Genomic DNA, 24,989 nt, shown 5'->3' with positions numbered 1-24,989 from the left:
ATCCATGACGGCTGACCGTATGGCGAATCATGCATTCCGCCGTTCCGTCTATTGCTAGTTGCGATCTCGATGCCCGTATGCCTTATGGCGAGCCCGCCCTTGGATGCCTGCGATGTTTTGTCGCGCTCGGGAAAAGAGGGAAGAGCCGCTGAGGCGACCGGCGCCATCGAGCTCACTGAGGCTTTTCCAGGTGGCCCCTGAGAGGGTGAACTTGGCGGGCGCGTGACCTGGACGCGTGACGGACGAGGCTCCTTGGCGGTTGCGGCTGGTGTCTGAAGCCACGGGAGCCAGGTCGATCCCGACAGCCCCGAGCGGGCCTGGTGTCCGGCGTGGTGGAGGCACGCCGAAGCGCGCGCCCGGCTTGCAGCCCTGTGGTACTCGTACGAGTATCACCAAGTGAGGGCCTCGATGTCCCACTGGCTGCTGTACCGCGCCGACCCGCAATTGAAGGCGCTGCGCGACCCCGGCCGCGGCCCCTTCTCGCGGTGTTCGGCCACACTCGGTCACGAAGACACCCTGATCGACATGCCGATCAACCCCCCGCCGCCGGGCTTCGCCATCGACCAGCGCGGCATGCCGACGCTGCTCCCGCCGCCGCCGCCAGGCGACGGCATCGTGTGAGTCCCGAACCGACACGCGGCGCGGGTGGGCCTGGAACCCGAGGTGTTGTTCGGCCCCGGCGTCATGTGACCTGGAGGTATCCGGCTCCCCGGGCGCCGGCCCGGTTCTGCACAAAGGCCCACGGACCGCATTCCCAGCGGTCCACAGGCCGGGAGGTCCGGCCTGTCGTGAGTGACGATGCCGGAAGGTTGCTGAGAGTCCGCCGAGAGTGACATTGTCGTCTGTGAGGAGCCGTCCCGGCCGGATCGGGCCGGAACCGGTCAAGTCTGTGAACCACTCCCGCACACAGGCCTGTTCGCGGCATACTTGGGCAGTGACCGCCTGGCCCGCGCCGACGTGATCGTGCGGGGAGTCTGTTGATACGGCTGCCGCGGCAGGCCGTGCCGTCACAACGCCGGGGGCGACGTGCTGATCCTGGATACGGCTGAACTCCCGGTGTCAGAGCGGGCCGAGGCCTACCACGCCGCAGCCGCGGGTGAGACCGGTAGCTGTTCGGTCGAGCAGGAGCGGTCCGGTGCCGGAGTGTGGAAGAGACTCGAGGCCTGGAGCTTCGGCCCGCTGACCCTGTTCGCCACCCACGGTTCGGGGATGAGCATCCGGCGCACCGTGCACAACGCACGGTTCGACTCGATGAACACGGTCTCGATCATCACGCAGAGCCAGGGCCGGGGCGCCTTCACCTGGAACGGCCATCAGCAGTACGTCGGCCCCGGCACCCTGGCCCTGGCGCAGAAGAGCGCCGGCTATGAATACGGCTGGTCCGGACCGGGGCTTTCCATCGCGTTCATGGTCGACGCCGACCGCTTCGGCCTGCCGGAGCACCTGGTCCGCGAGGCGGTCCCCCTGCTGTCGAACAGCAGCATCGCTCCACTGCTCCTGCACCACATCCACGCGCTGCACCAGAACGCCGACCGGCTCAGCGCGGAGGCCGGCGCGGAGAAGCTCGCCTCGGCCACCCTGGAGCTCACTCGCGCCCTCATCGTCTCGGTGACCCGGGAGGGACCGGTGCGCCGGAAGGTCGCCGAGGACACCCTCGTCACCAGGATCCTCGCCTACGTCCGGCTCCACCTGGCGGACCCGGAGCTCACCCCGCGGCGCATCGCCTGGGCCCACGGCATCTCCCTGCGGACCCTGTACCGGCTCTGCGAGGAAAACGGCTTCAGCCTGGAGCAGTGGATCATCCGCCGGCGGCTGGAAGGCTGCCGTCGCGATCTGACGTCAGCGGAACACGCCCACCGCACCATCGAGGCCGTCGCCCGGTCCTGGGGCTTCAGCAGCCCCGTCTTCTTCTCCCGCCGGTTCCGTCAGACCTACGGGACCACCCCAAGCGACTGGCGCCGGCACTCCCGCTGAACGGCCCGCCGGGCTCCGGACCTCCCCCGGCGGCGGAGTGGCAGCCAGAGTTCAGCATCCGGCACGCGAGATTGGGTCTCCCCGACCCCTAGCCGCCGGGCTCATCGGCGTCAACGCGGCCGGTCACGGCCGCACCTCGTACCCCGGGCCGGTCGTCTACCCGGCCACCGGCCACAACAGGCCCGGTCGAGGCTCCAGCAGACCTGGGGTAAGTCCTGGCGCCGTGGGTTCATCAACCGGCACGCACAGTCAAGTCCGCGCTCCGCGATGCTGCCACGATGCACGGAAAACCGCGTCTGACAGAGTCCGGCGGCACCACACCGGTCGTCAGGCGAGGAAGTCCAGCAGGATCCGCGTCCACTGTTCAGCGTGGGTGAAGGGCGCGGCGTGCGGGGCGTGGGGGATCTCCACACGCACGACGTGGGGGATCAGCGCGGCGATCTGTACAGGACCGGATTCGAACGGCGCGAAGGCGTCGGAGGCACCGTGGACGATCAAGGTGGGGGGCTTCAGGTGGGTGAGGTCACGGGTGAACCGGGAGTGCGCCCAGGCGGTGATCGCGTCGATGCCGCCCTTGGGGGACGCGGCGGCAGCCAGGCCGAGCAGGTACCGGTGGGTGGCCTGGTCGAGGGACGGCCGGCCGTCGGCGGAGAACAGGCGGCGCAGGACGTCGTCGAGCATCGCGATGCGGTAGCCGAGACCGGCGTCGGTCAGATCATCGGCCACCGTCGGGTCGGTGTCCGGGTCCAGGCGCAGGACCGGATCGGCGAGCACCACCGCACGCGGCCGCACCGCACCCGAGGCGGCGCACCGGACGACGTCGCCGCAGCCGGTCGAATGCCCGACCAGCACCGCGTCCTCCAGGTTCAAGGCGAGCAGGAGTGCGGTGAGGTCGGCGGCGAAGGTGTCGTAGTCGTACCCTTCCCACGGCTGGGCGGAGCGGCCGAACCCGCGCCGGTCGGGACAGACCACCCGGTGGCCCGCCTCGACGAGGGCCCGGACCTGCCCCTCCCAGAACCGGCCCGACAGCGGCCAGCCGTGCAGCAGGACGATCGGCGGACCGGCACCGAAGTCCTCATAGAACAGCTGTGTGTCCGGGGAACCCGAACGGATGAACGGCATGGTTACCCCTCACTCGCCGCGGCCTTCAGCCTCGCACCCAGCGCCCGGCGTGCCATCAGTCAAATGACTGCATCGGGGGAGCGATGAACAGTGACTTGATCATTGGCCGGGAGCGGGAGCTGACCGAACTGCGGCGGGCCGTCGACCGCGCGCCGGGGGCGCTGCCCAATGTGGTCCTGCACGGCGACCCCGGAGTCGGCAAGACCGCCCTGCTGAACGCGGGCATCGCCTACGCCCGCGACCAGGGCGTCCGGGTCATCGGCGGCTGCGGATTCGAGAGCGAGGCGAAGCTGGCGTTCGCCGGGCTGCACCAGCTCTTCGCGCCGGTCATGGACTATGTCGAGAAAGTCGAGCCATTCCAACGGGACGTGCTGCGGCGGGTCCTCGGCCTTGCCGACGGGCCGGCTCCGGACCGGCTGGCGATCTCGGTGGCGTCGCTGGCGGTGGTGGCGGCCGTGGCCGCGGACGGGCCGGTGCTGATCGCGGTGGAGGACGCGCACTGGGTCGACCACCCCACCCGCGAGGTCATGATGTTCATCCTGCTGCGCCTGGGCCGCTGGGACCTGCGGGCGGTCTTCGCCCGCAGGTCCCTGACTGCCGGTGAGCGCGTCACGCCGGGCATCAACACGATCGAGGTCGCGCCGCTGGCGGGTGCTGCCGCCGGGGAACTGCTCGACCTCCTGCACCCCGGACTTCCACCCGCGGTACGGCAGCGGGTCCTTGACGAGGCGGCGGGCAACCCCCTCGCCCTGGCCGAACTCCCGGCCGTGATCGGAACCGACGCCGCGACCCCGATGGAGATGTTCCCCAGCGGCACGCCGGTGCGGACCCGGCTGGAGGCCGGGTTCGCCGGCCGCGCACTGACACTTCCCGCTCCGCTGCGCGCCGCGCTGCTGGTCACCGCGCTGGACGGTGGCGGTCTGGAGAACACCGCCCGCCCCGTCGCGCTGACCGCCGCCGACGTGCTGGAGATCGAACGCCTGGGTCTGGTCACCCGCGACTCGACGCCCTCGGGCGTCCGGTTCCGCCATCCGCTGGTCCGCTCGGCGATCACCGGCACCGCGTCGCCCGACGAGCTGCGCACCGCCCACATGGTGCTGGCCGAACGGTACAAGTCCGATCCGGAACACCGGATCTGGCACCTCGCCGCGGCCTCGGTGGAACCCGACGAGGCCGTCGCCGCCGAGATCGAGGTCGCCGCCCAGGCGATCAGCGTCCGCGGCGGCACCGGGCCGGCCGTCAACGCCCTGGGCAAGGCCGCCGACCTCACCCCCGACCCCGCCGAAGCCTCCCGCAGACTCCACCTGGCCGCCGAACTCGCCGACGAGTCCGGGCAGCTCGACCTGGCCGCCCGGCTGCTCGACAAGGCCAAGGACGCCGGCGGTGATCCCGGACGGGTGCTGCAGGGGCGGACCACCCGGGCCAGGATCCTGCTGCTGCGCGACGGGGACCTGGCCGCGGCCCGCAGCATCCTGGCCCGGCTTCCCGACACCACCGGCCCGGCGCTGGACCGTGCCTTGACCATCCGCGTGATCGTCGCCTCCTACCGGCAAGACGCCGCCGACTGGGCCGAGGTTGACGCGCTGCTGGCCGGGCGTTCCGGAGGCGGCCTCGTCGACCTCGTCAACGGTGTGCTGAACCCTGGAGCCGTTGAGGACCGTTCGCCGGCGCTGAGGTCCGCCTTCGACGACATGCCCGACCCCGCCCCGCCCGGGCATGTCGCCGAGCTGTGCCGGGCCGCCGCCTGGCTGGACACCCTGCACGAACACCGCGTACGTATTCGCTCCTTGATCGACCAGGAATCCGGCGCCGGGGCGATCACCCACGCGGCCGGCGGCCACTGGTTCGCCGCCCATGAGCAGTTCCTGGCCGGTCAGTGGGACGAGGCGGAGACCTCGGCGACCACCGGCCTTGACCTGTGCATCCGGCACGACCTCGAACTGCCCGCCCACGACCTGCGGCTGACCCTCGGCTGGATCGCCGCCGCACGGGGTGATGAGGACACCGCGCGTGAGTACAGCCGCACTGTCGAGCGGTGGGCGGCCGCACGCGGGAGCGGCCTACATATGACGCTGTCGGCCCGCAACCTCGCCCTGGCCGCCTTGTCGGCCGGTGACTACGAAACCGCGTACCACTACTGCGTCCAGGTCGCCGCGCCCGGTGACCTGCCCTGCGCCGCGGCCTACGCGCCGTGGCTCGTGTTCGACCTGGTCGACGCCTGCGTGCACCTGGGCCGCCTTGGTGAGGCCGAAGTCCATCTGCGCGCCGCCGACGGGCTTGAAGCCCGCACCCCGAGGCTGCGGCTGCACCTGACCGCCGCCCACGCGATGACCGCCGACTACGACGACGCGGTCACCCGGTTCCAGACGGCCCTGGCCCTGCCACGGATTGAGCAGTGGCCGTTCGACCACGCCCGCGTCCGCCTCGCCTACGGCGAACTCCACCGCCGCAACCTCCAGCCGGGCGAGGCCCGCCCCCAGCTGCGCCGCGCGGCCGACATCTTCGGCCGGATCGGCGCCACCGCCTGGCATCGGCGCGCCGAACAGGAACTGCGCGCCACCGGCGTCACCGCCACCGGACACCCGCGTCGCGCCGCTACGGCCGCACGTCCGGCGGCGGTGCCGGAGCTGACCGCCCAGCAGCTGGAGGTCGCCGAACTGGCGGCCTCCGGAATGACGAACAAGGAGATCGGCGAGCGCCTCTACCTGTCGCCGCGCACTGTCTCGGCGCATCTGTACCGCATCTTCCCCAAGCTCGGCATCACCTCGCGGGCCGCGCTCCGTGACGCTCTGGCCGACTGCAGTACCGCATCTCCGGACGCTTCCGGCGGTGCAGTCATGTGACCGATTGCCGCGGCGGACCGCCGTCCTAACTTCGAGTCATGCCCCGCTGCACACCGCAGCGGACGGCGACCCGGGAAAGGACGCACACCGTGCCGTACGTCACCACCACCGACAAGACCGAGATCTTCTACAAGGACTGGGGCACCGGCCGGCCCGTCGTGTTCAGCCACGGCTGGCCGCTGAACGCCGACGCCTGGGACCCGCAGGCCCACGCCGTGGCCTCGGCCGGATACCGGGCGATCGCCCACGACCGGCGCGGCCACGGCCGCTCCTCCCAGCCCTGGCAGGGCAACGACATGGACACCTACGCCGACGACCTCGCGGCCCTGATCGAGGAACTCGACCTGCGTGACGCCGTCCTGGTCGGCCACTCGACCGGCGGTGGCGAGGTCGCCCGCTACATCGGGCGCCACGGCACCTCGCGGGTGGCCAAGGTCGTGCTGCTCGGTGCGGTACCGCCGCTGATGCTCCAGACCGAGGAGAACCCGCTCGGCCTGCCCGTCGAAGCGTTCGACGCCATCCGCGCCGGCGTGACCGCCGACCGCTCACAGTTCTACTACGACCTGTCCATCCCCTTCTACGGGTTCAACCGCGACGGCGCGCAGGTCTCCGAAGGTGTGTCACGGGCGTTCTGGGCCCAGTCGATGCAAGTCGGTATCAAGGGCGCGCTCGACTGCATCAAGGCGTTCTCCGAGACCGACTTCCACGACGACCTGAGGAAGTTCGACGTACCGACGTTCATCGCACACGGCGACGACGACCAGATCGTTCCCATCGTCGCAGCCGGTCTGGAGAGCGCCAAGATCATCAAGGGTGCCGAGCTCAAGGTCTACCCGGGCGCCCCGCACGGCCTGACCGGCGCTTTCGAGGCTGAGTTCACCGCCGACCTGCTGGCGTTCCTGGCCTCCTGATCCTACGAATGACCACTCCGAACCCGCTGAGAAAGTAGGGCCCGACCATGACCTCCCGCCGCCCCAAGCGCCTGATCGCCGCCACCGCCCTCGCCGTCTCCGGCCTGCTGCTCGCCTCCGTCGGCCCGGCGTCCTCCGCCGGAGCCGACAAACGCCCGCCCAGGCCCACCGTGGTCCTGGTGCACGGCGCGTTCGCCGACTCCTCCGGCTGGCACGGTGTCATCGAACGCCTCCAGGACGACGGCTATCCGGTGATCGCGCCGGCCAACCCGCTGCAGTCCCTGCCCACCGACGCCGCCTACATCTCCAGCGTCCTGGACACCATCACCGGACCGGTCATCCTCGTCGGCCACTCCTACGGCGGCATGGTGATCACCAACGCCGCCAACGGCCACGCCAACGTCAAGGCACTGGTCTACATCGCCGCGTTCGCCCCGGACCAGGGCGACACCGTCGCCTCCCTGACCGGGAAGTTCCCCGGCAGCCGGCTTGAGGCGAACCTCCTCGTCCGGCCGACGCCCGCCGGAGCCGACGGTTATGTAAAGCCGGAGGCGTTCCGCAAGGTGTTCGCCGGCGACGTCCCCTGGCACGACTCCTCGGTCATGGCGGCCACCCAGCGCCCGGCGAACGTCGCGATCCTGCAGACACCCAGCGGCCCGCCGGCGTGGAAGACCATCCCCTCCTGGTACGCCGTCGCCGAGAACGACCAGGTGATCCCCGCCGACGCCGAACGCTTCATGGCCAAGCGGGCCAACGCCAAGACCATCGAGATCAAGGGCTCCTCGCACGTCGCGATGATCTCCCACGACAAAACCTCCACCGACCTGATCAAGGCCGCGGCGAAGGCCACGCGGTAGTCGCCCCCAATTCCGCGGACACGAATCCCGATGCCGGAACACGTGGGCCGGGGACCGGACAGGTCCACGTGTTCCGGCGACCTGAGGAGATCCCCATGAACACCAGGCCCGACACCATCGTCCTCATCCACGGCTTCTGGGTGACCCCGCGCAGCTGGGAACACTGGGTCACCCACTACAAGGCCAAGGGCTTCCGTGTCCTGGCCCCCGCCTACCCCGGATTCGACGCCGAGGTCGAGTCCCTGAACGCCGACCCCACGCCCATCGAGCGCCTCCAGGTCTCCGAGATCCTCAGCGGGTTCAAGGAGGTCATCCGCGACCTGGACACCCCGCCGATCCTCATCGGCCACTCCGCCGGCGGCGCGTTCACCCAGATCCTGCTCGACCACGGCTACGGCGCCGCGGGCGTGGCGGTCAACTCCGCCCCCACCGAAGGCGTCGCGGTCACCCCGCTGTCGCAGATCCGCGCGGCCTTCCCGGTCCTGCGCAACCCCGCCAACCGGCACAAGGCCGTCGGCCTGACCTACGACCAGTGGCGCTACGCCTTCACCAACACCTTCCCCGAGGACCAGGCCAAGGCCACCTACGAGCGCTACCACGTCCCCGCCTCGGGGCACGTGTTCTGGGGCAGTGCCCTGGCCAACATCCACCCCGGGCACACCGACACCTACGTCGACTACCGCAACCCCGACCGCGCCCCGCTGCTGTTCGTCTCCGGTGAGAACGACCACCTCATGCCGGCCAAGGTGCAGGCGTCCAACGCCAAGCACTACAAGGCCCCCGGCACCGTCACCGAGCACGTGACCATCCCCGGCCGCTCGCACCTGATGCCGGCCCAGGACGGCTGGGAAGAGGTCGCGGACCTCGCGCTGACCTGGGCGCTCGACCACTCCTGACCTCCCGCTGTGTGGCCGGGCCCGAACGGGCCCGGCCACACAGCACTCCGCACCGACCAAGGAGCACACCAGATGACCACCGATACCGCCGCGGTCCGGAACCCCGGCACCCGCGAGACCGCCGGAGAAATCCTGCAGGCTTCGCTCGTCGACCTGCTCGGCCTGGCGATGACCGGCAAGCAGATCCACTGGAACCTCCACGGACCCGGTTTCCGCTCGCTGCACCTCCACCTGGACGAGGTCGTCACCGCGGCCCGCGAATCCGCCGACGACCTCGCCGAACGTGCCGCCACCCTGGGCACCGCGCCCGACGGACGGGCCGCCACCGTCGCCTGCGGCGGCCGTGCCGTGGCCCTCCCCGGCGGCCGCATCACCGTGACCGAGGCACTGGCAGCCCTGGCCGTCCACTACAACCTTCTGCTGGACGGGATGCGGCGGCGGATCCACGCCACCAGCGACCCCGTCACCCAGGACCTGCTGATCTCCGTCACCGCCGCGCTGGAGAAGCAGCACTGGATGCTGCGGGCCGAAGGCTCCTCTGCTGCCGCAGCCGTCCGGGATACGGAATCCACCTCGCCTCCGACCGGAACTGCCCGCCGTTGGCGTTCGTCCTGACCGCGGGACAGGCCGCCTCCCTGTTGAGAACGTCAGCCGTTCTGCCGCGAGACGCGTCAGCCGTTCCTGTCATCGGGGAGCGTCGGGGGTTCGCCGTCGATCGCTGCCTCGCCGGCGGCGGCGGCGGTGGCGTCCCGCGGCGGAGGCGTGTGGCCGGCGGTTCAGGCCGCCGGCCGAGGTCGCGCCTTGCCAGGAGCCCGGGTTCGGGTCGCAGTGGCCCTACTTGCGGTCGACGGTCTTCCGCTCCTCGGCGTCCTGGAGCGCATCGCGCCGCTCGGAGATGACGGGCCATTCGGCGGCGTAGGTGCTGTTGACGGTGGTGTATTCGGCCCATTTCTTGGGCACGTCGTCCTCGGCATAGATGGCGCTGGTCGGGCAGACGGGCTCACATGCTCCGCAGTCGATGCACCCGTCGGGGTTGATGACGAGCATGTTCCCGCCCACGTGGAAGCAGTCGGCGGGGCACACCGCCACGCACTCGGTGTTCCGGCACTTGATGCACGGTTCGGTCACTACGTAGGTCACGAGCACTCCCGCTTCGACGACATCTCGGTGAGCGCCCGGCGTCGTGGGAGACGGCCTGACAACGCAACACCATGGGTCATGGATACTCCACTCTCAAGGTGACAATGATGAGGGTGCCGGGTCCTTCGACAGCGCCTGTCGCCTTGGACGCCCGGCGTCAGCGACGAGAAACGAGGTCGGCATCCGGATGCAGGCGATGGCCGACGGTGCTGGGTTGTGGTCGGATGAGCGGCCGGCTGCGTACAGCGCCGTTTCCACGTCCCTGGCCCTGCGCAGTGATCGAGCACTGGGCGAGATGGTGGACTCCGCTGCACCGCTCGGTTCCGGTATCGGCGGGAGGTCGGCGCTGCTGGAGGTTGCAGGTACGCCGGTCTTCGTGAAGCGGGTCCCCCTGACAGAGGTGGAGCTCCGGCCTGACCATGTCCGGTCCACGGCAAACGTGTTCGGGCTGCCTGTCCTCTGTCAATACAACATCGGCGGGGCGCCCAGCTTCGGGGCTTGGCGGGAGGCCGCCGTCCACACCATGACCACCAACTGGGTGCTCTCAGGGCAGTATCAGGGGTTTCCGCTGATGTACCACTGGCGGGTTCTGCCGGACACGGCACCGGCTCTTCCGGAGGAGCTTGCCGACGTGGATCGGGTCGTGTCCAATTGCGGCGGCAGGCCGGAGGTACGTCGCCGTATCGAGGCCCTTGCGGAGTCTCCGGCGAGTCTCGTGCTGTTCCTGGAGTACATCCCGCAGACGCTGCACGAGTGGCTCACCGAGCAGGTGCGAGTCGGTGACGAGGCGATCGGCCGGGCCTGTGTCCTGGTGGAGAGGGAACTGGAGGCGGGTACTTCCTTCATGAACGACCGCGGTCTCCTGCACCTTGACGCCCACTTCGGGAACATCCTGACTGACGGCCGGCGCCTCTATTTCGCCGATTATGGCCTGGCTCTGTCGTCCCGTTTCGACCTGAGCCCCGCCGAGGCCGACTTCTTCGAGACGCACCGAACCTACGATCGCGCGTACGCGCTCAGCTACTTGGTGAACTGGCTGATCACGGGCCTGTATGGGTACGAGCGGGCGGAACGGGAGGCGCTGATTCGCGCGTGTGCGGAAGGGGCGCGGCCTCCTGCGGGTCCGCCGGAGGTTACGGCGACTCTTGTCCGTCACGCACCGCTTGCGGCAGTCGTGACGGACTTCATCGGGAGGTTGGAGCACGAGAGCCGAGAGACTGCGTACCCGCTGGCGGCAATCCACCGGATCTTCGAGTCGCGCCACGGCTGAAGGCCGCGAACGCCGTCCGACGAGCCCGCCGGTCATCGCGTTCGCCGACCGGTGACAGGTGACGACTTGTCAGGTCCGGCGGGCGGCGAGGTGGTCGGACCAGGAGTCGCCCGCGAGCCGTGCCCGGCGGTCGGCGGTGCCGGGGCTGATGCCGACGAGGTCGGAGATCACGGACCAGTTCCCGCTCGGCGACGACATCATGGTGGTCCCCGTCGTCACCAAGGAGGCGGTGACCCGGGAGGCGGTGATCCCCCCGGGCACCTGGCAGGCCGACGACGGCGCGGGGTACTCCGGACCCGCGATCGTGACGGTCGACGCGCCGCTGTCCCGCCTGCCGTGCTTCCGGCGCCGCTGAACGGCGGTTACTGCAACGAGATGTAGTAGTAGTTGCTCTCCGGCTGGTTGACCGGAACGGAGTCCCAGCCCCAACCGACCTTGGTGCCAGTGCAGTTCGAGTTGTAGTAGGCCTGGTAGCTCACGCTGCCCTTCCACCAGTAGCCGGACAGCACCGTTTCCTTTTCCGGGGTGTTGAAGCAGCCCTGGGTCCAGGCCCCGTTCTGGTTGTAGCCGTACACGTAGATCGACCATGCGTTGCTGTACTTGTCCACGAAGACGAGCTGCTGGCCGTTGCCGCCCGCATGCGCCGGGGTGGCGATGCCGACGGCACCGGCGGCGGCCATTGCCACGGCGGCTGCTGATGTGGCGATCCTGCGGATGGCACCCACGATTCCTCCTGAGAGCAAAGCGAGACGGCGTGATGATCGACATCATCACCGTCGTCCGGCCGTTCCGGCCCTCGGCCGCGCAATGTGGCTACCGCACCGCGTGGAGTGGATCGAGAACGAGCTGTTCTCAGGAGTAGTCCGCACTCCACGGAGATGAGGGTGAACCGTCCGGTTCCAGTCCGTACTGCCACCTTTCCCCGAGCAGTGAGGGGAGATGGCCGGCGTCGGCGGCGTGCCGGTAAAGGGCTTCGACACCCTCCAGGTCCCCGGCCTCTTCCCGCATCCGCGCCAGGTCGCGCAGGACGTAGAAATCGCCGGCATCGGCGGCCTTCAGGGCAAGGGCTTCGGCGCTCTCCTTGTCACCGGCCTCCTCCCGCATCCGCGCCATGTGGGCGATGGTGGGGCCGCCGTTGGCGTCCGAGGCCTGCCGGTAGGCGGCTTCGGCACCCTCTCGGTCCCCTTCCTCCTCCCGCATCCGCCCCAGTCCCAGCAGGGCGTTGGCATCACCGGCGCCGACGGCTTCCAGGGCGAGGGCTTCGGCACTCTCCCGGTCCCCGGTCTCCTCCCGCAATACCGACAGGTTGGTGAGGGGGAAGGCGCCGCCGGCATCGGCGCTTTGCCGAGCGTAGGTTTCGGCACCCTGCCGGTCTCCAGCCCTTTCCCGCATAAACACCAGGTCGGTGAAGGCGTTGGTGTGACCGGCGTCGGCAGCCTGCCGGTAAAAGGCTTCGGCGCCCTCCGAATCTCCGACCGCTTCCCGCAGCCGCGCCAGGCCGCGCAGGGCATCGGCCTCACCGGCGTCGGCGGCCTGCTGGTAGAGGGCTTCGGCGGCCTCCCGGTCCCCGGCGCCCTCCCGCATCTGCCCCAGGAAGCGGGCGGCTTCGGGATCGCCGGCGTCTGTGGCCTGCCGGTAGAAGGATTCGGCACCCTCCCGGTCGTCGGCCAGTTCCCTCGCCCATCCCAGCTTGACCATGGCGCCGGTGTGGCCGCCGCGGGCAGCCCGGAGGCGGAGGTGGTGGGCCCATTGCAAACGGCCCCTGTCCTTGGCGGCCTCGGCGAGGTTGTTGAGGTCGCCGGGGTGAGTGAGGTGGGTGTGGGCGGCGTGCCAGAAGGATGCGGGTGGGCAGAGTAGGCGGCGAGCGGTGCGGCCGTGCTGTTCGAGGTAGTCGGCGAGGCGGAACATCGACCCCGTGGGCGGGGTCGCAGCAGTGGCCGATGTCGGACCGACCGGCGGACGGCGTGTGGGCCGGGGATTGGTCCGGCCCAGCGGGGCTTGCTTGCCGTGGACGGGGCGGGCGAGGTCCGCGTAGGCGGCTTCCGCCCAGTCGTCGGTGAGCTGGTCCCAGTCGTGGTCGGTGAGGTAGTCGGCGGCGGCATCGGTCAGGAACGCCTGGGAAAGGTGAAGGCCCAGCCCGAGACGACGGGCGTCCATCGCGGCCTCCAGCAGGGCCCGGACGGCCGGGGTGCCGTGCTGATAGCGGCGCAGGAGTTCGGGGGCGCCGGCGAGGTCTTGGGCGACGCGCCCGTCGGTGCCGGCGCGAGTGAGGGCAGCCGCCAGCAGCCGGTCACCGGCGTTGGCGAGGGAAGCGGCAGCGTCGAGCGCGTCCTGGTTGAAGGCGTGGGGGACGGTCACTGTGCGGCCGGCGAGCAACTCGCGGGCGCGGCTGTGCGGGTCGGGACCGCCGGGTCTGGGCACGGCTGTGTACAGGTCCTCGTACTCGGGCCAGAGGGTTCCCAGGATGAGGACCGGTCCGCGGCCGGGATCGGTGAGGAGGGCATGGAGGGCGGCGGCGATGCGTTCGCCGACCTGCGGGTCGCCGAGGTAGTGCTGGGCCTCGTTCAGCCACACCACCGTTCGCGGTGCGACGCGCGCGAGGTCGGCCAGGGCGGCTTCGGCCCGGGTCGGGTCGAATGGATGCCACAGCCTCCACGCTTGGTTCGCGAGCGGTTGGACAGCCTCCCAGCACGCCCTGGTCTTGCCGGTCGAGGACGAGCCAACCAGGACCAGCATCCGGTTCCGGCCCGCCTCGGCGTCCTTCACGGCGTCGGCGAGGACCCGGTCGTGGGCGCGGTGCACGTAGCCGGACAGCACCCGTCCCGTCACTACCGAGCCGGAGGAGGCGGCGATTCCGGCGGGGTGGACCTCCAGGTCGTGCGGGTCCCATTTGGCGATCGGCCTGCCCGGACCCGCTGCCGGTACCGCTGCCGGGGCGGCTTCCTGGGCAGCGGCCCGCTGCAGCGCCGGCAACTCCTCCGCCGGCAGGCGCAGCGCGCGAGCCAGGGCCGCGACCGTGTCCGCCGACGGAACCGGTCCGTCGGCTTGGAAGGCCGCATGGACGGTGGTGCGGCCCAACCCGGTCCGGGCCGCGAGCTGGGTCATGCTCAGCCCGGCGAGGACCCGCCCGTCGCGCAACCGCTCGCGCAGTTCCGCGAGAGCCGATCTGCCGCTGTGTTCCTCGACCACATGATCCCCAGCTCGGTGTTCGCCGGTGTTCGTTTTCGTCCGAGCCGAACTGCGGCGAACACCCCTTCCGGGACGCTGGGTCACGTCAAGACCCCGCCCCCTCTGGGAGGTTACCGTGACCCACTTCGCCGTTGTTCTTCTCGCCGTCGCTCTTGTCGTCGTGCTCGCGCTGCTTGCCGCGGTCGTGGCGGGCGTACTCACCCGTCTCGACGGCGCCACCTATCCCGCCGCCCTCCTGCGCGGAGGCACCACCTTCGCCGCCGTCCTCACGCTCGGCGCAGTCGTCGCCCAAACGCTCACCTCCGTCCTCACGTGAACCACGTGGCACCGCAGAGGACCGCCGCACCGTGCGATGGCCACCCGGCGTACATCGACCGCGAGAGCGCACAGATCGCGTCGACTGCGGCCGCCGGCGCGGCATCGCGCCGTGACCGGCCACGCCGCCCCGGGCCGGCCGGTGTTCTCTTCGGTTACCTGGTGGGTTGGGGCCGCCCGAGCTGGTGGACGGTCCATCCGGCCTCGCGCCACCGGTCGGCGTCGAGGACGTTGCGCAGGTCGACGACGACCGGGAACGCCGCGTGTTCGCGCAGCGTGACCGGGTCCGCGTCGCGGAACTGGGGCCATTCGGTGCCGATCACCACGGCGTGGGCGCCTGCGGTGGCTTCGACGAGGGTGTCGGCGTAGTCGAGTTCGGGGTGCCGGATCAGGGCCGACGGGTTGGCGTGGGGGTCGTGCACGGTGACTGTGGCGTCGTGGGCGTGGAGAAGCGCCGCGAGGGCGAGGGAAGGCGACTCGCGCACGTCGTTCGTGCCGGCCTTGAACGACGCGCCCCACAGCGCGATCCGGGCGCCTGCGACGGGGCGGCCGAGTGCGTCCTCGATCAGCCGCAGCGCGGCGGCGGGGCGGTTCTCGTTGATCCTTTCGGCCGCTTGGAGCAGCACTGCGGCGTCGCCGGCGCCGAGTTGCTCGGCGCTGGCGGTGAATGCGCGGACGTCCTTGGGGAGGCAGCCGCCGCCGTAGCCGATGCCGGGCTGCATGCCGCCGGCACCGATGCGCGGGTCCATGCCGAGGGCGCCCACGAGGGTGGCGACGTCGGCGCCGGCTTGGGTGCACATGTCGGCGACGGCGTTGATGAACGAGATCTTCAGGCCGAGGAAGGTGTTGGCGGCGCCCTTGATGAGCTCGGCTGTCTCCGGGGTGGTCACGATGAGCGGCGTGCCGTCGGCGAGGATCGGCGCGAACACCTCGCGGACGGTCTTTTCCCCCTCTGCGCTGGTGACTCCGGCGACGAGCCGGTCCGGGTGCAGGGTGTCCTCCACCGCGTGTCCCTCGCGGAGGAATTCCGGGTTCCACACCACCTCGACCGCCTGCCCCGCGGGGGCGAGCTTGTGCACGAGGCGGGTGAGGTGAGCGGTGGTGCCGACGGTGACGGTGGACTTGCCGATGATCGTGCACGGGCGGGTCAGGTGGGACGCGAGGGCGCGGGCGGCGCCGTAGACTTGGCCGGGGTCGTAGGAGCGGCCGTCCGCGTCGATCGGGGTGCCCACGGCGAGGAAGTGCACGTCGGCGAAGGCGGCGGCCTCTTCGATGCTGGTGGTGAAGCGCAGCTGCCCGGATCCGACGTGTTTCGCGAGGAGTTCGGGCAGACCGGCTTCGTGGATCGGGGCTTCGCCGCGGTTGAGCCGGTCGACGCGGGCCTGGTCGAGTTCCACACCGATGACCTCGTGGCCGAGTTGGGCCATGCCGGCGGCGTGCGGGATGCCCAGGTGGCCGCAGCCGATGACGGAGACGCGCATCTTGATCCTCACTGTTGGTGTTCCGGACCCGACGCCTCGTGTCGGAGCGTCCCCGCGACGCTACCGCTCGGTGCCCGCTGTGTTCGGGGCGTTCAGATACTGCACCGCCCGCCGGTCGGCGTGCAGCCCGACCACGAGCTTTGAGCGCGGGTCTGACAGGTCGAAGCGGTAGCGTGCCCGGCGTGCAACGACATCCCGAAGATGAGGCGCTGATATCCGAGTTCCCGCAGTTGGGGGACCTGGCCCGGGTCGCGGTGTTGCTGAATCCGACGAGTGGTGCACCCGGCGCGGGTGACAGCTCCGTGGGCGGGCCGTTGTTGTGGCCTTTCGGCGAGCCGTGGCCGGAGTGTTCCGTCGGCCACTGGGTGTACCACCGTGAGCCGCTCAGTGAGGCGGAGCGCCGGGAGTGGCAGGAGATGGATGAGGCCCGCGAGATGCGCGCGCGCAACGGCACCGGCCAACGGAACGTCGTCACACACGAGGAGGCAGCCGCGCAAAAACGGATCATGAAGGGTGCGAGCGCCCTGGACATGATCACGTGGGAACGGATCTCGACCCGGCCGGACTCCTGCACCGACCCCGTGGCGATGGTGCCCGTGATTCAGTTGCACGCGTGCGATGTTCCCCGCGCGTTCGAAGGACGCGACGCCGACCTGCTCCAGGTGCTGTGGTGTCCGAATGACCATGACCGCGAGGACGTGGCCGGTGGATACCCCTACGGCGGACCGCGCCTCGAGTTGCGGTGGCGTCGCAGCGCCGAGGAAACGCTCTTGCCGGCCGCGATGCCGCGGCCGCGTCGGGCCGCGGAGACATATATCCCGCGGCCGTGCACGTTGAGTCCCGTCGAGGCGCGGGACTTCCCCGAACACGACGAGCTTCCGGACGGCCTCCAGGACGTTGTCGAGGCCCGGTGTGAGGAACAGGATCTGGACTACCACGACGACTTCGCTTGCCTGGGGGGATGGAAGATCGGAGGCTGGCCGTCCTGGCACCTCACCGATCTCCAGCGGATCATCTGTTCCCGGTCCGATTGCGGACGCCGGATGCAGTTGTTCCTGACGGTGGACAGCGGCGGTGATCCGTCGGTCAGTGTCGGCCGCTTCGGAGAGCTTCGTGTGTTTGTCTGCCCCGACGGGCCGGATCATCCCATTGCCTTGAACATCCAGTAGGCAGGCCCTGCTGGGAATCGATGGCCGTTCCAACGGCGCGAGGACGTCACCGAAAGCGCGGCACCGGCCGGCTCGCTCCGGAACCGGTGGCCCCGAACTGGTCGTGCGGGAAGCGCCGGGCCGGTGATCAGAACCGACAGCTCACTCCGCTGAAGTTGCAACTGCCGCCGCTCGTGGGCGCTTTCAGCTCGAAGTAGACGGTGAGTTCCTCGTGGGGGAGCAGTGGCCGGTTGGAGATCGCCTTGGCGGTGGTGGTGCCCACGTCGGTGGTGAACCCGTCGTTGCCCTCGGCTCGGAACTGGATGAATCGGGATCCGGCGACGGTGATGGTGAGTGTCCAGGATGCCAGGGGGCGTTCCGTCGGGTTGACGAGGTCGATGTATCCGGTGGTGGCGCCGCGGTCGACGAATACGCTGATGTCGCCGGGTCGGGTGCCGCCCGCCGGGGTGGAAACCGGTGTCGGTGCCGTACCCGGGGGCGAAGCCTGGTTGTTGTGTGACGGGTCCGCGATCGGTCCGGGACCGGTGGCCTGTGGCCCGGCGCTATCGGAGGGCGGGCGGGCGGTCGACGCGGGTGCGGTGGGCGTCCGTGAAGTGCCCGGGCCCAGTGTCGGCGCCCCGGACGGAACCTCGGTCGTGTCCGGCACCTGGCCCCGGGACGACGAGGCATGTGGCGAGGGTGGTGTCGATCTGTTCAGCCCGTTCGGTTGCCGCGCGTCGTTGTTCCCGCTGAACAGCCAGGCGGAGGAGGTGGCCAGCAGACACACGACGGCGACCACGATCAGCGGAATGGCCACCCCGCCGGTCGTCCCGTCCCCGCGTCGCGACCGCGAACCCGCGCTCACACGTTCGCCATGCCCGTGCGCCCCCAATTACCCGGCGGTCGTCGCCGTACCCGAGTCGCGAACCCGCCCCTGGTACGACGCAGAGGCGTGCGTGATTCTGCCCGAGCCAAGATCACCCCCACAAGGACGCAACGCGCGGGTCACGACCACCCCAACCATGCTCGACGGACACCGCCGAGTACCCCCGATCGACGGTGGCCCGAGCGCGGTGCCGGTGCCTGCCCGAAATGGCGACAAGTACCGCATGGGGACAAGCACAGCGCACTCCCGTCGATGCTGCTTGTCACACACCGGGCCCACGGGTGCACCCGGGAGCGGCTGTTTCGAGATCGCGTTTCGCGTGATCGGGATAGGCGAACTCCGGAGCGCGGCCCCGGCTGCTCCGCAAGCGTTCCCGTCGGCGATGGCGCAGTCGACTCGAGCGCGTTGTCGACTGGGGCGCGCGAGACGACGGCGCGGCAACGCCCGAGATTGCGACGGCCCGATGGCGGTCGCGGTGCTGCCGCCGCGCCCGACACCCGGCGACGGCCCCGGCGGCGGACGCTCCGAGCAGTCCGAGGAACAGATCCCCGACGGTGTCGCGGTAGATGGACACCGACTCGGGCGTAGCGAGAACGAAAGCCCCGTACTCGAAGAACTCCCACAGGATCGCCGTAGCCGCCCCGGCCCCCGCGCAGCACCACGCGACCGCCCACGCCGGCAACGTGCTCCACCGCCGCAGCGCCACCGCGCACGCCGTTCCGAGCACCGCCCAGTTTCCGAAGTGACAGGCGTCGTCGAACCACGCGACCCGGTCGTACAGGTCGGCCGCGTTCCCGGCGACATCCACCACGAACGGCAGGGTGATCAGTGCGTCCACATCCCAGGGGTACGCCTGCCCCCGCCGCCGGACCCACCACCACACCGGCAGCGCTGGCGGCGAGCAATATTACAGCGCGCCAAATGCGACTGGCTTTGAGCACGTTGTGTAACCGCGCGTAGCCAACCGAGGGCCAGTCGGGACTGACCCTCAGCTGCAGCTCAGGCTCTGTGGCGCCTATGTCTGGGCAGCGTTTAGGCGTCGCGTTCGTCGGTGCTGTCAAATCCCTCGATGTATCCATCCTCCAAGAACTCGTGGACCAGGGCAATGGAGTTGTCCACCCGTGCCATCGACAGCCGGTACTCGGGGCCGTAGTCATGACAGTCGAGATAAACGGACGGAGCGAACATCCTCAGACTGACAAGCGTGTCGAACAGCCCGCGCCAATGCGGGCTTCGTGCCGGCAGCCTCCCGGATCCGATCAGCGAGGGTCGAGATCATTGCCGCCTACGCATGCGTCGACGCGGTGCTGTCTACGTACTTTCTTGAGTACTTACACGGATGCCACGTTTCCCGGATTGCTGCCAGAGTGGTCTATTTCCAGGGTTCCCGGGGCGTGCCGGTGACCCCTCGCACAGATCAGTACGACGAGAGAAGCGATTCCATGCAGGAGCGTCCGGTCAGTGTTCCGGCGGAAGCCGTCTGGGATGACGGCGACAAGGAGTGGGTCCTGGCCGAAGTGGACGAGGACGGCCGCAAACATGGCGTGGTGACCTACTGGCGGCCGGATGGCACCCTGGTCAACTGTTGCGCTTATGAGCACGGCGTGCCGCACGGCTCCTCCACCCGCTACCACGAGTCGGGGGAGGTCTCGCGCTCCTGCACATTCGTCAACGGGGTGATGCACGGGGTCGACGCCGTGTTCCGCTCCACCGGACCGACGACCGAACTTGCCTTTCCTGTCCACCGAATGCCGGACACCGTGTGGCGCTACGAGGCCCAGAAGGTCCACGGCCAGATCACCGGTGTGCGGTTGTTCGACCGGGAGGGCCACGAGGTCACCGAGACTGGTCAGCCCTACCCCGAGCGGCCGCAGAACGTCCCGGGCGGTGCCGTGTACCGGTCGAAGGATGAGATGTGGCTCGACGGCGTGAGGGATTCCGACGGCAGGCCGCGCGGTCTGTGGTGGAGTTGGAACCGGGAAGGTGTTCCGTCCAGGCTCAGCTATCACCGCGCCGGCAACGAGGTTGCTCTTTTCCCCAGTGGTGTGGCCAAGGCCAGCCCACTGGTCGAGGCTGCCCGCGACAGCGACGCCAAGTCGGTCGAGCTGTGCCTGGCAGCCGGTCTGGGCGCCTCGCCGGGCGTGGCGCTGCACGCCGCTTATGAAGGGCTGCCGGAGCTGGCACTGCGGCTGCTGCGGTCCGAGCCCGTCGGTGAGGCGGCACTGCCCGAGGTGCGTACACCACCCGCTGTGCCGTCGACCGGGGTTCCCGACGACGCGGTGTGGGTAGCGGGCCTGCTCGCGTTCGTCGCCGGCGAGATCGACGAGACGACCGGGGCTGCGGTCGGAACCTGGCGGCTGTGGGAACAGGCGTGGCATCGTACTTCGGACGTGGCAGGGCCGACGTATCATGCCCCTGACAGCTGTTACCACGGCTACGCGGAAGCCGACTTCGCCGACGGCAAGCTGGTGGAGCGCAGGACGTACCTCAGCTCCCGCACTCTCTACCGGGTGAAGCGGTACCGGCCGGACGGCGAGCTGCTGCTGGAGCGCGAGTACGACAGCGGAGTGCCCGAGTCGGAGCGTGAGTGGCCCGCCGACGGCATCACGATCCATCGGCGGTTCCACGGTGACGGTGCCGTCCGCGTCGAACGCACCGAGCGGGACGACGTCCTCGTGGCCGAGCACTGGTACGACGTGGACGGCAACCGGGTCGTCGACGTCACGCCCACCGACGCCACGGTCGAGAAGGCAGCCGTCGAACGGTGGCGTGCCCTGGACCCCAGCGGTGCGGTTGTCGCTGAAGGCCACGTCAAGCCCGGCATCCTCGGCAGGCCGGTGGGGCACTGGCGTCTGTTCGGCTTTGACGGCGCCGAGCTGGGGACCGTGTCGTTCGGGGGGCTCGACCTCGTCCGCCATGAGGACCTCGGCCTGTCCGCCCATGCCGTACATGTCTGGCGGTCGGCGCCCACGCCGACCGAACTGGCCGGTGTCGAGGCAGTGGAGTGGGATCAGCTCGACACGTTCTTCGGCTCCCCAAGTGAGGTGCCGTTCCTGCTCAAGGGACTGGCCGTCGTCAACCCGAAAGCGTTCTTCCTGCCCCTAGGGAACCTGTCGGCCAGGCTGCACCACCAGCACACCATCGCGGGGGCCACCGGACCGGCGTTCCGCTACATGACCGCGCTGCCCGGACGCGTCGACGGCGATGACGCCCGAGCCAGGCTGCTGGAGTTCCTGGCCGCCATCGCGACCCGCGACGGCGACCTCGGCGCCGCCCACCAGCTCAAGCTCATCCAGGCCCACCTCCCCGCCGATGCCACCGAACCGGGCGAGTTCTTCTCCCAGAACGGCGCCGAGTCCGCCTACCACGAGGTCTTCTCCGCCCTCGCCGACGCCGTTCCGACCTGGACCGGTCTGGCCGCCCACCACAGCGCCGAGATCCGGCGCTGGGCCGTCGTCCTGCTCGCCGCAGCGCCGGGTGAGGCGGCCGCCCGGGCTCTGCGCGACCGCCTCACCGCCGAATCCGAACGCGAAATCCGCGCCGAGATCATGCTCGGCCTGGCCCTGCACGAAGCCGGCACCGACACGCGCCGGACGTTGGAGCAGCACCTCACCGACGACGATCCGCTGCAGCGTTTCTGCGCCGCCCTGACCTGGGTACGCAAGCAGAACTCCCCCGCCGACGCAGGCGCCCAGGTTCTCATCGAAGCACTCCGCGGAAACCTCGACACCGACGGCTTCGCCAGCCTGTACCTCGGCGCTGGCGACCCCAAAACCGACGCCGCCACCACCCTGGCGCTCCTGCCGCTCGAGCAAGCCGAAACCCTGCTGTCCGGGTTGTGCGCGACCCTCGACGAGGTCCACTCCGTCGACGCCGTCTCCGTCGCCAACACCCTGCTCGACATCGTCTTCCCGACCGAGGCATACGGCGAGGGCGAGCCGCTCACCGACGCCCAGCGCACCGTAATCCGCGCGATCGCCGACAACCCTCACACCGGGGAGTTCAACGTCGATCTGAACGAGGTACTGCGGCGCAACGGGCTGCCGTGCAGCGCCGACGAACTAAGGGCTCTCGCGGACACCGCGCCTGCCTCCGAATCCGCCGGGGTGCAGTAGTTACGACGAATTGCCGGACCTGATGTTCCAGTTGCGGTTCTCCGTAACTGGAACATCAGGCCGTCAAGTGCGGTAGTCCGGGTGCCTACTCGGGTTCGGTGGGTGGCTGAGAGGCTCTGAGTCGGCTGGCGACGTAGCTGGCGCGGTCGCCCCCGTTGAGCTTGTGCCAGTTGTGGGCTGTGCCGTCGGCGAGGCCGAGGAGATCGGCGAGCATCTTCCAGTGGACGGCGCCGACCATGGCGAGCCAGGCCCCGTTGCGGGCCTTGCTGGTGCTGGGGATGCCTCGGCGTGTCAGTCGTCTCTGCAGAGTGTTGGAGGTCATGGGCTGGTCGGGTCGGAGGCCGGGGAAGAGGTAGGGCGTCTCGCGGGTCCTGAGCGGGGCGGCCAGCGGGCGTCGTTCGTTGATCAGCTGTTGGAGCAATGCCGACAGCCGCGGCCGAAGCCAGAGCGGGTCTCGTCCGAGTTGGAGACCGAGGACGCCCGGCTCCTCTGGGTGGACCAGGACGTGGTCGGTCGTGAGGCTCACAAGTCGATCAGTTCGCAGCCCGTATTGCAGGACGAGACAGCCAGCGACGCGGTCGGTGATGTGCTCGGACTCGTCGGTCTCCAGGCGGAGAGCGGTGAGGATCCGGTCGGCATCGCTCATGATCGCCCGGTCGACGGTCCTGGTCGCGGTGGCGATCGCGACGTTCTGAGGGATCAAGTGGGAGGTGGCGGCCCAGAGCAAGAAGGAGCGGGCTTGGTTCTGGCGGCTCTTGTTTGCGATCAGCCATCGGTCGACGAGGGTCTGGGTGACGCTGTCGAGAGTGCTGCCGCGACGGCGGATGTGGGTGAGCAACACGTGTGCCGTCTGCAGCTTGCGGCGTAGATGCTCGCGCTGGAACCGGTTGAGACCGGACCGTTCGAGGCCGTGGTAAGCGAGGGGCATGAGATGCCAGCGTGCGTATCGGGCAAGGACAGTCTTGTCGTGCAGGTCCGTCATCAGCTGACCGCCGGGCCGTCGCAGGTAGAGGGCCAGGGAGTACGGCTGCTCGTACTGCTCCAGGACTTCGGCCAGCGGGGCAAGATGGGGCGAGCGTTGGCCGTCGGGGTCGGCGAACGTCTCGTCGAGCTCCTGCAGAGCCCGACAGCGGGGGCACTGACCATGCAGGAGTCTGCCCATCGCGCTGCAAGTCGGGCAGCGGTAGGCGAAGTTGACTCCGGCGCACTCCGGGCAGAGCGGACCTGCTTCCTCCTGGCGGAAGACGGCCGCCAGCCGGCCGCATCGGTGGCAGCCAGCGTGGGTGAAGCGGACCTCGTCGACGCAGGGCAAGCAGACCGGGCCTTCCGGCCAGCGACGCTCGGCTCTGGCGAGCGTCCCGCAGCGGCTGCAGGGGACACTCGCTGCCCCGTAGCACGAGACGCAACATGGTATGCCGTCCCAGCTCGGCATCGGCATGGACGGGTTCTGTCCGCAGTCGACGCAGGTGGGACCGGGGCGAGCGTGCTGCCAACAGGCCGAGCACCACGGTCCGCGGGCGTCACGGGCGGTGACCACCTTCGTGATGCCGCAGCCGGAGCACGGTTGCGCGCAGTCGCGACGACGGCAGTTGTCGCACCAGGGCTGGCCCTCGGTGTCGCGAAAGGCGACCGGCATGCTCCGGCGACAGATGCGACATGGCTCGCGAGGCCGCATCTGCTGGGTGCAGGCCCGGCAGACCCCCGTGCTCAGGACGCCGATCTTGCGGTGTTTGCCGCAGCGCGGGCAGAGCACGATGGGTGCCCGCCGGTTGTTGCACTTCTCGCAGAGCGGTCCGTCGTCTGCGATCCGGTCCACGGCTTTCATTTCGCTGCAGTCGACGCACTTGTGTCGGGGCCGATCACCGCGATGTTCCCGCTGGTAGCAGGCACTGCAGACCGGGCTGCCGTCCTACTCGCGGGCGGTGATCGTTCTGGTGATGCTGCAGCGGGAGCACGGCTCGGCAAGTGCCTGCTTGCGGCAGGGTTCGCACCAGGCGCCCTCTTCGGTGTGAGCCGAGGCCACGACCATGCGACCACAGACCCAGCACGCCTCCTTGGGCAGAGTCTTTCGGTGGCAGGTGTAACAGATTCGCCCCGTCGGGGTGTTCTTCGTGGCCTTCAGCACGCGGCCGCAGACATGACACGGCAGCGGGATGCGACGTTCGCGCTGCCAGCAGCGACAGCAGACCGGCTTCCCGTTCCGCCGTTCTGCGACTTTCCCGTCCCGCCCGCAGACGCAGCACGGCTCGGCCAGATTCCTCGCCCAACAGAGCTGGCACCAGGACCCTTTCTCGTCCCGGAAGGTCGCGGGCTCCTGACGTCCGCACTGCCAGCAGGTCTCCGTCTGCCGGAGCTTGGTCCAGCAGGTGTAGCACAGGCCCCGCGACTTCAGCGCGATCGAGCGGTCCTTGCCGCAGTCCTTGCAGATGCCGTGTTCCTTCCGCCCCACCCTCAGCCCTCCGCATCGAAGAAGTCCGCCGACAGCAGCGGCATATCCGGGACCACGGGCCGCGGGCCCTTCGGCGCACCCCAGCGTGGCCAGGGCGGGCCCCCGACCTGCTCGCCAGGCGCGGCTGGTCCGACGCCGGCGGCCTGTGGCAACGACGCTTCGACGACGCCGCGGGCAACGGCGAGCACGCCGACAAGGCGGCGACCATGCTGGTGGAGGCGATCAACGCCATGGGCGTGAATGACCCGAACGAGCTGAACTACCAAGGAACCGTGTCCGGACGCGGCCACAGGTTCCAGCTTGACCTGCCCCATCTTCGGCTGCCCCGGGTGGACGAACCGGGCGACTGACGACGACCCGGACCAGGCACCGAACCGATGGACCGGGCGGTGC

Annotated in this window: 20 protein-coding genes and 1 pseudogene; 13 read left to right on the top strand and 8 right to left on the bottom strand. The window is 69.7% G+C overall.

Annotation, left to right across the window (positions count from 1 at the left end; genetic code table 11):
* Positions 1-321: 321 nt before the first annotated feature.
* A pseudogene (locus tag OG928_RS34340) lies at positions 322-621 on the top strand (DUF4913 domain-containing protein); the annotation flags it as partial.
* Positions 622-1,143: 522 nt separating this feature from the next.
* The gene (locus OG928_RS34335) at positions 1,144-1,974 is read left to right on the top strand and encodes a helix-turn-helix domain-containing protein (protein WP_406291440.1); all 831 of its coding nucleotides are present in this window, start codon (positions 1,144-1,146) and stop codon (positions 1,972-1,974) included.
* Positions 1,975-2,301: 327 nt separating this feature from the next.
* Here OG928_RS34335 and OG928_RS34330 read toward each other — a convergent pair whose 3' ends face one another.
* Positions 2,302-3,096 carry an alpha/beta hydrolase gene (locus tag OG928_RS34330; protein WP_331765906.1) on the bottom strand — a complete coding sequence of 265 codons (795 nt, stop codon included), beginning with the start codon at positions 3,094-3,096 and terminating at the stop codon, positions 2,302-2,304.
* Between the two features lie 83 nt (positions 3,097-3,179).
* On the opposite strand from OG928_RS34330, the gene OG928_RS34325 reads away from it, so the two are divergent.
* The 5 genes from OG928_RS34325 to OG928_RS34305 all read left to right on the top strand — a co-directional run bounded on the left by OG928_RS34325 (position 3,180) and on the right by OG928_RS34305 (position 9,218).
* Positions 3,180-5,939 carry an AAA family ATPase gene (locus tag OG928_RS34325; RefSeq protein ID WP_331765905.1) on the top strand — a complete coding sequence of 920 codons (2,760 nt, stop codon included), beginning with the start codon at positions 3,180-3,182 and terminating at the stop codon, positions 5,937-5,939.
* Between the two features lie 89 nt (positions 5,940-6,028).
* Positions 6,029-6,850, top strand: coding sequence for an alpha/beta hydrolase (locus tag OG928_RS34320; protein ID WP_331765904.1), 822 nt, complete (start codon positions 6,029-6,031; stop codon positions 6,848-6,850).
* A 47-nt stretch (positions 6,851-6,897) separates the two neighbouring features.
* Entirely contained in the window at positions 6,898-7,707 is an 810-nt protein-coding gene (locus OG928_RS34315) for an alpha/beta hydrolase (protein ID WP_331765903.1), read from the top strand.
* Between the two features lie 95 nt (positions 7,708-7,802).
* Positions 7,803-8,603, top strand: coding sequence for an alpha/beta hydrolase (locus OG928_RS34310; RefSeq protein ID WP_331765902.1), 801 nt, complete (start codon positions 7,803-7,805; stop codon positions 8,601-8,603).
* A 72-nt stretch (positions 8,604-8,675) separates the two neighbouring features.
* The gene (locus tag OG928_RS34305; RefSeq protein ID WP_331765901.1) at positions 8,676-9,218 is read left to right on the top strand and encodes a DNA starvation/stationary phase protection protein; all 543 of its coding nucleotides are present in this window, start codon (positions 8,676-8,678) and stop codon (positions 9,216-9,218) included.
* Between the two features lie 219 nt (positions 9,219-9,437).
* Here the strand turns inward: OG928_RS34305 and OG928_RS34300 are convergent, their stop codons facing one another.
* Positions 9,438-9,743: a ferredoxin family protein gene (locus tag OG928_RS34300; RefSeq protein ID WP_331765900.1), complete on the bottom strand. Its 306-nt coding sequence runs from the start codon at positions 9,741-9,743 to the stop codon at positions 9,438-9,440.
* A gap of 187 nt (positions 9,744-9,930) precedes the next feature.
* Between OG928_RS34300 and OG928_RS34295 the strand changes: the two genes are divergently transcribed.
* Positions 9,931-11,013: a protein kinase family protein gene (locus OG928_RS34295; protein WP_331765899.1), complete on the top strand. Its 1,083-nt coding sequence runs from the start codon at positions 9,931-9,933 to the stop codon at positions 11,011-11,013.
* Between the two features lie 148 nt (positions 11,014-11,161).
* A complete protein-coding gene (locus OG928_RS34290; protein ID WP_331765898.1) occupies positions 11,162-11,368 on the top strand; it encodes a hypothetical protein in 207 nt (68 codons plus the stop codon).
* 7 nt (positions 11,369-11,375) lie between these two features.
* On the opposite strand, the gene OG928_RS34285 is transcribed toward OG928_RS34290, so the two are convergent.
* The gene (locus OG928_RS34285; protein WP_406291434.1) at positions 11,376-11,756 is read right to left on the bottom strand and encodes a hypothetical protein; all 381 of its coding nucleotides are present in this window, start codon (positions 11,754-11,756) and stop codon (positions 11,376-11,378) included.
* A 109-nt stretch (positions 11,757-11,865) separates the two neighbouring features.
* Positions 11,866-14,202, bottom strand: a complete 2,337-nt coding sequence (locus OG928_RS34280) for a helix-turn-helix domain-containing protein (RefSeq protein ID WP_331765896.1) — start codon at positions 14,200-14,202, stop codon at positions 11,866-11,868.
* Positions 14,203-14,317: 115 nt separating this feature from the next.
* On the opposite strand from OG928_RS34280, the gene OG928_RS34275 reads away from it, so the two are divergent.
* Positions 14,318-14,518, top strand: a complete 201-nt coding sequence (locus tag OG928_RS34275) for a hypothetical protein (protein ID WP_331765895.1) — start codon at positions 14,318-14,320, stop codon at positions 14,516-14,518.
* Between the two features lie 154 nt (positions 14,519-14,672).
* On the opposite strand, the gene OG928_RS34270 is transcribed toward OG928_RS34275, so the two are convergent.
* Positions 14,673-15,998, bottom strand: a complete 1,326-nt coding sequence (locus OG928_RS34270) for a UDP-glucose/GDP-mannose dehydrogenase family protein (RefSeq protein ID WP_331765894.1) — start codon at positions 15,996-15,998, stop codon at positions 14,673-14,675.
* 173 nt (positions 15,999-16,171) lie between these two features.
* Here OG928_RS34270 and OG928_RS34265 point away from each other — a divergent pair, with 173 nt between their 5' ends.
* On the top strand, positions 16,172-17,167 hold the full coding sequence (locus OG928_RS34265; RefSeq protein WP_406291432.1) for a hypothetical protein: 996 nt from the start codon (positions 16,172-16,174) through the stop codon (positions 17,165-17,167).
* Between the two features lie 127 nt (positions 17,168-17,294).
* Here OG928_RS34265 and OG928_RS34260 read toward each other — a convergent pair whose 3' ends face one another.
* Together OG928_RS34260 and OG928_RS34255 are read right to left on the bottom strand one after the other, a co-directional pair.
* Positions 17,295-17,963, bottom strand: coding sequence for a hypothetical protein (locus tag OG928_RS34260; protein ID WP_331765892.1), 669 nt, complete (start codon positions 17,961-17,963; stop codon positions 17,295-17,297).
* A 331-nt stretch (positions 17,964-18,294) separates the two neighbouring features.
* The gene (locus OG928_RS34255; protein ID WP_331765891.1) at positions 18,295-18,870 is read right to left on the bottom strand and encodes a hypothetical protein; all 576 of its coding nucleotides are present in this window, start codon (positions 18,868-18,870) and stop codon (positions 18,295-18,297) included.
* Positions 18,871-19,474: 604 nt separating this feature from the next.
* On the opposite strand from OG928_RS34255, the gene OG928_RS34250 reads away from it, so the two are divergent.
* A complete protein-coding gene (locus tag OG928_RS34250) occupies positions 19,475-22,147 on the top strand; it encodes a hypothetical protein (RefSeq protein ID WP_331765890.1) in 2,673 nt (890 codons plus the stop codon).
* An 85-nt stretch (positions 22,148-22,232) separates the two neighbouring features.
* Here the strand turns inward: OG928_RS34250 and OG928_RS34245 are convergent, their stop codons facing one another.
* On the bottom strand, positions 22,233-23,309 hold the full coding sequence (locus OG928_RS34245; protein ID WP_406291429.1) for a hypothetical protein: 1,077 nt from the start codon (positions 23,307-23,309) through the stop codon (positions 22,233-22,235).
* A 1,493-nt stretch (positions 23,310-24,802) separates the two neighbouring features.
* Between OG928_RS34245 and OG928_RS34240 the strand changes: the two genes are divergently transcribed.
* The gene (locus tag OG928_RS34240) at positions 24,803-24,946 is read left to right on the top strand and encodes a hypothetical protein (protein ID WP_331765888.1); all 144 of its coding nucleotides are present in this window, start codon (positions 24,803-24,805) and stop codon (positions 24,944-24,946) included.
* Positions 24,947-24,989 lie beyond the last annotated feature (43 nt).

The organism is Embleya sp. NBC_00896 (genome assembly GCF_045207785.1).
In the GTDB taxonomy this organism is placed as follows: domain Bacteria; phylum Actinomycetota; class Actinomycetes; order Streptomycetales; family Streptomycetaceae; genus Embleya.
The sequence above is the reverse complement of the archived record's forward strand: the minus strand, read 5'-3'. Positions and strand labels throughout refer to the sequence as shown.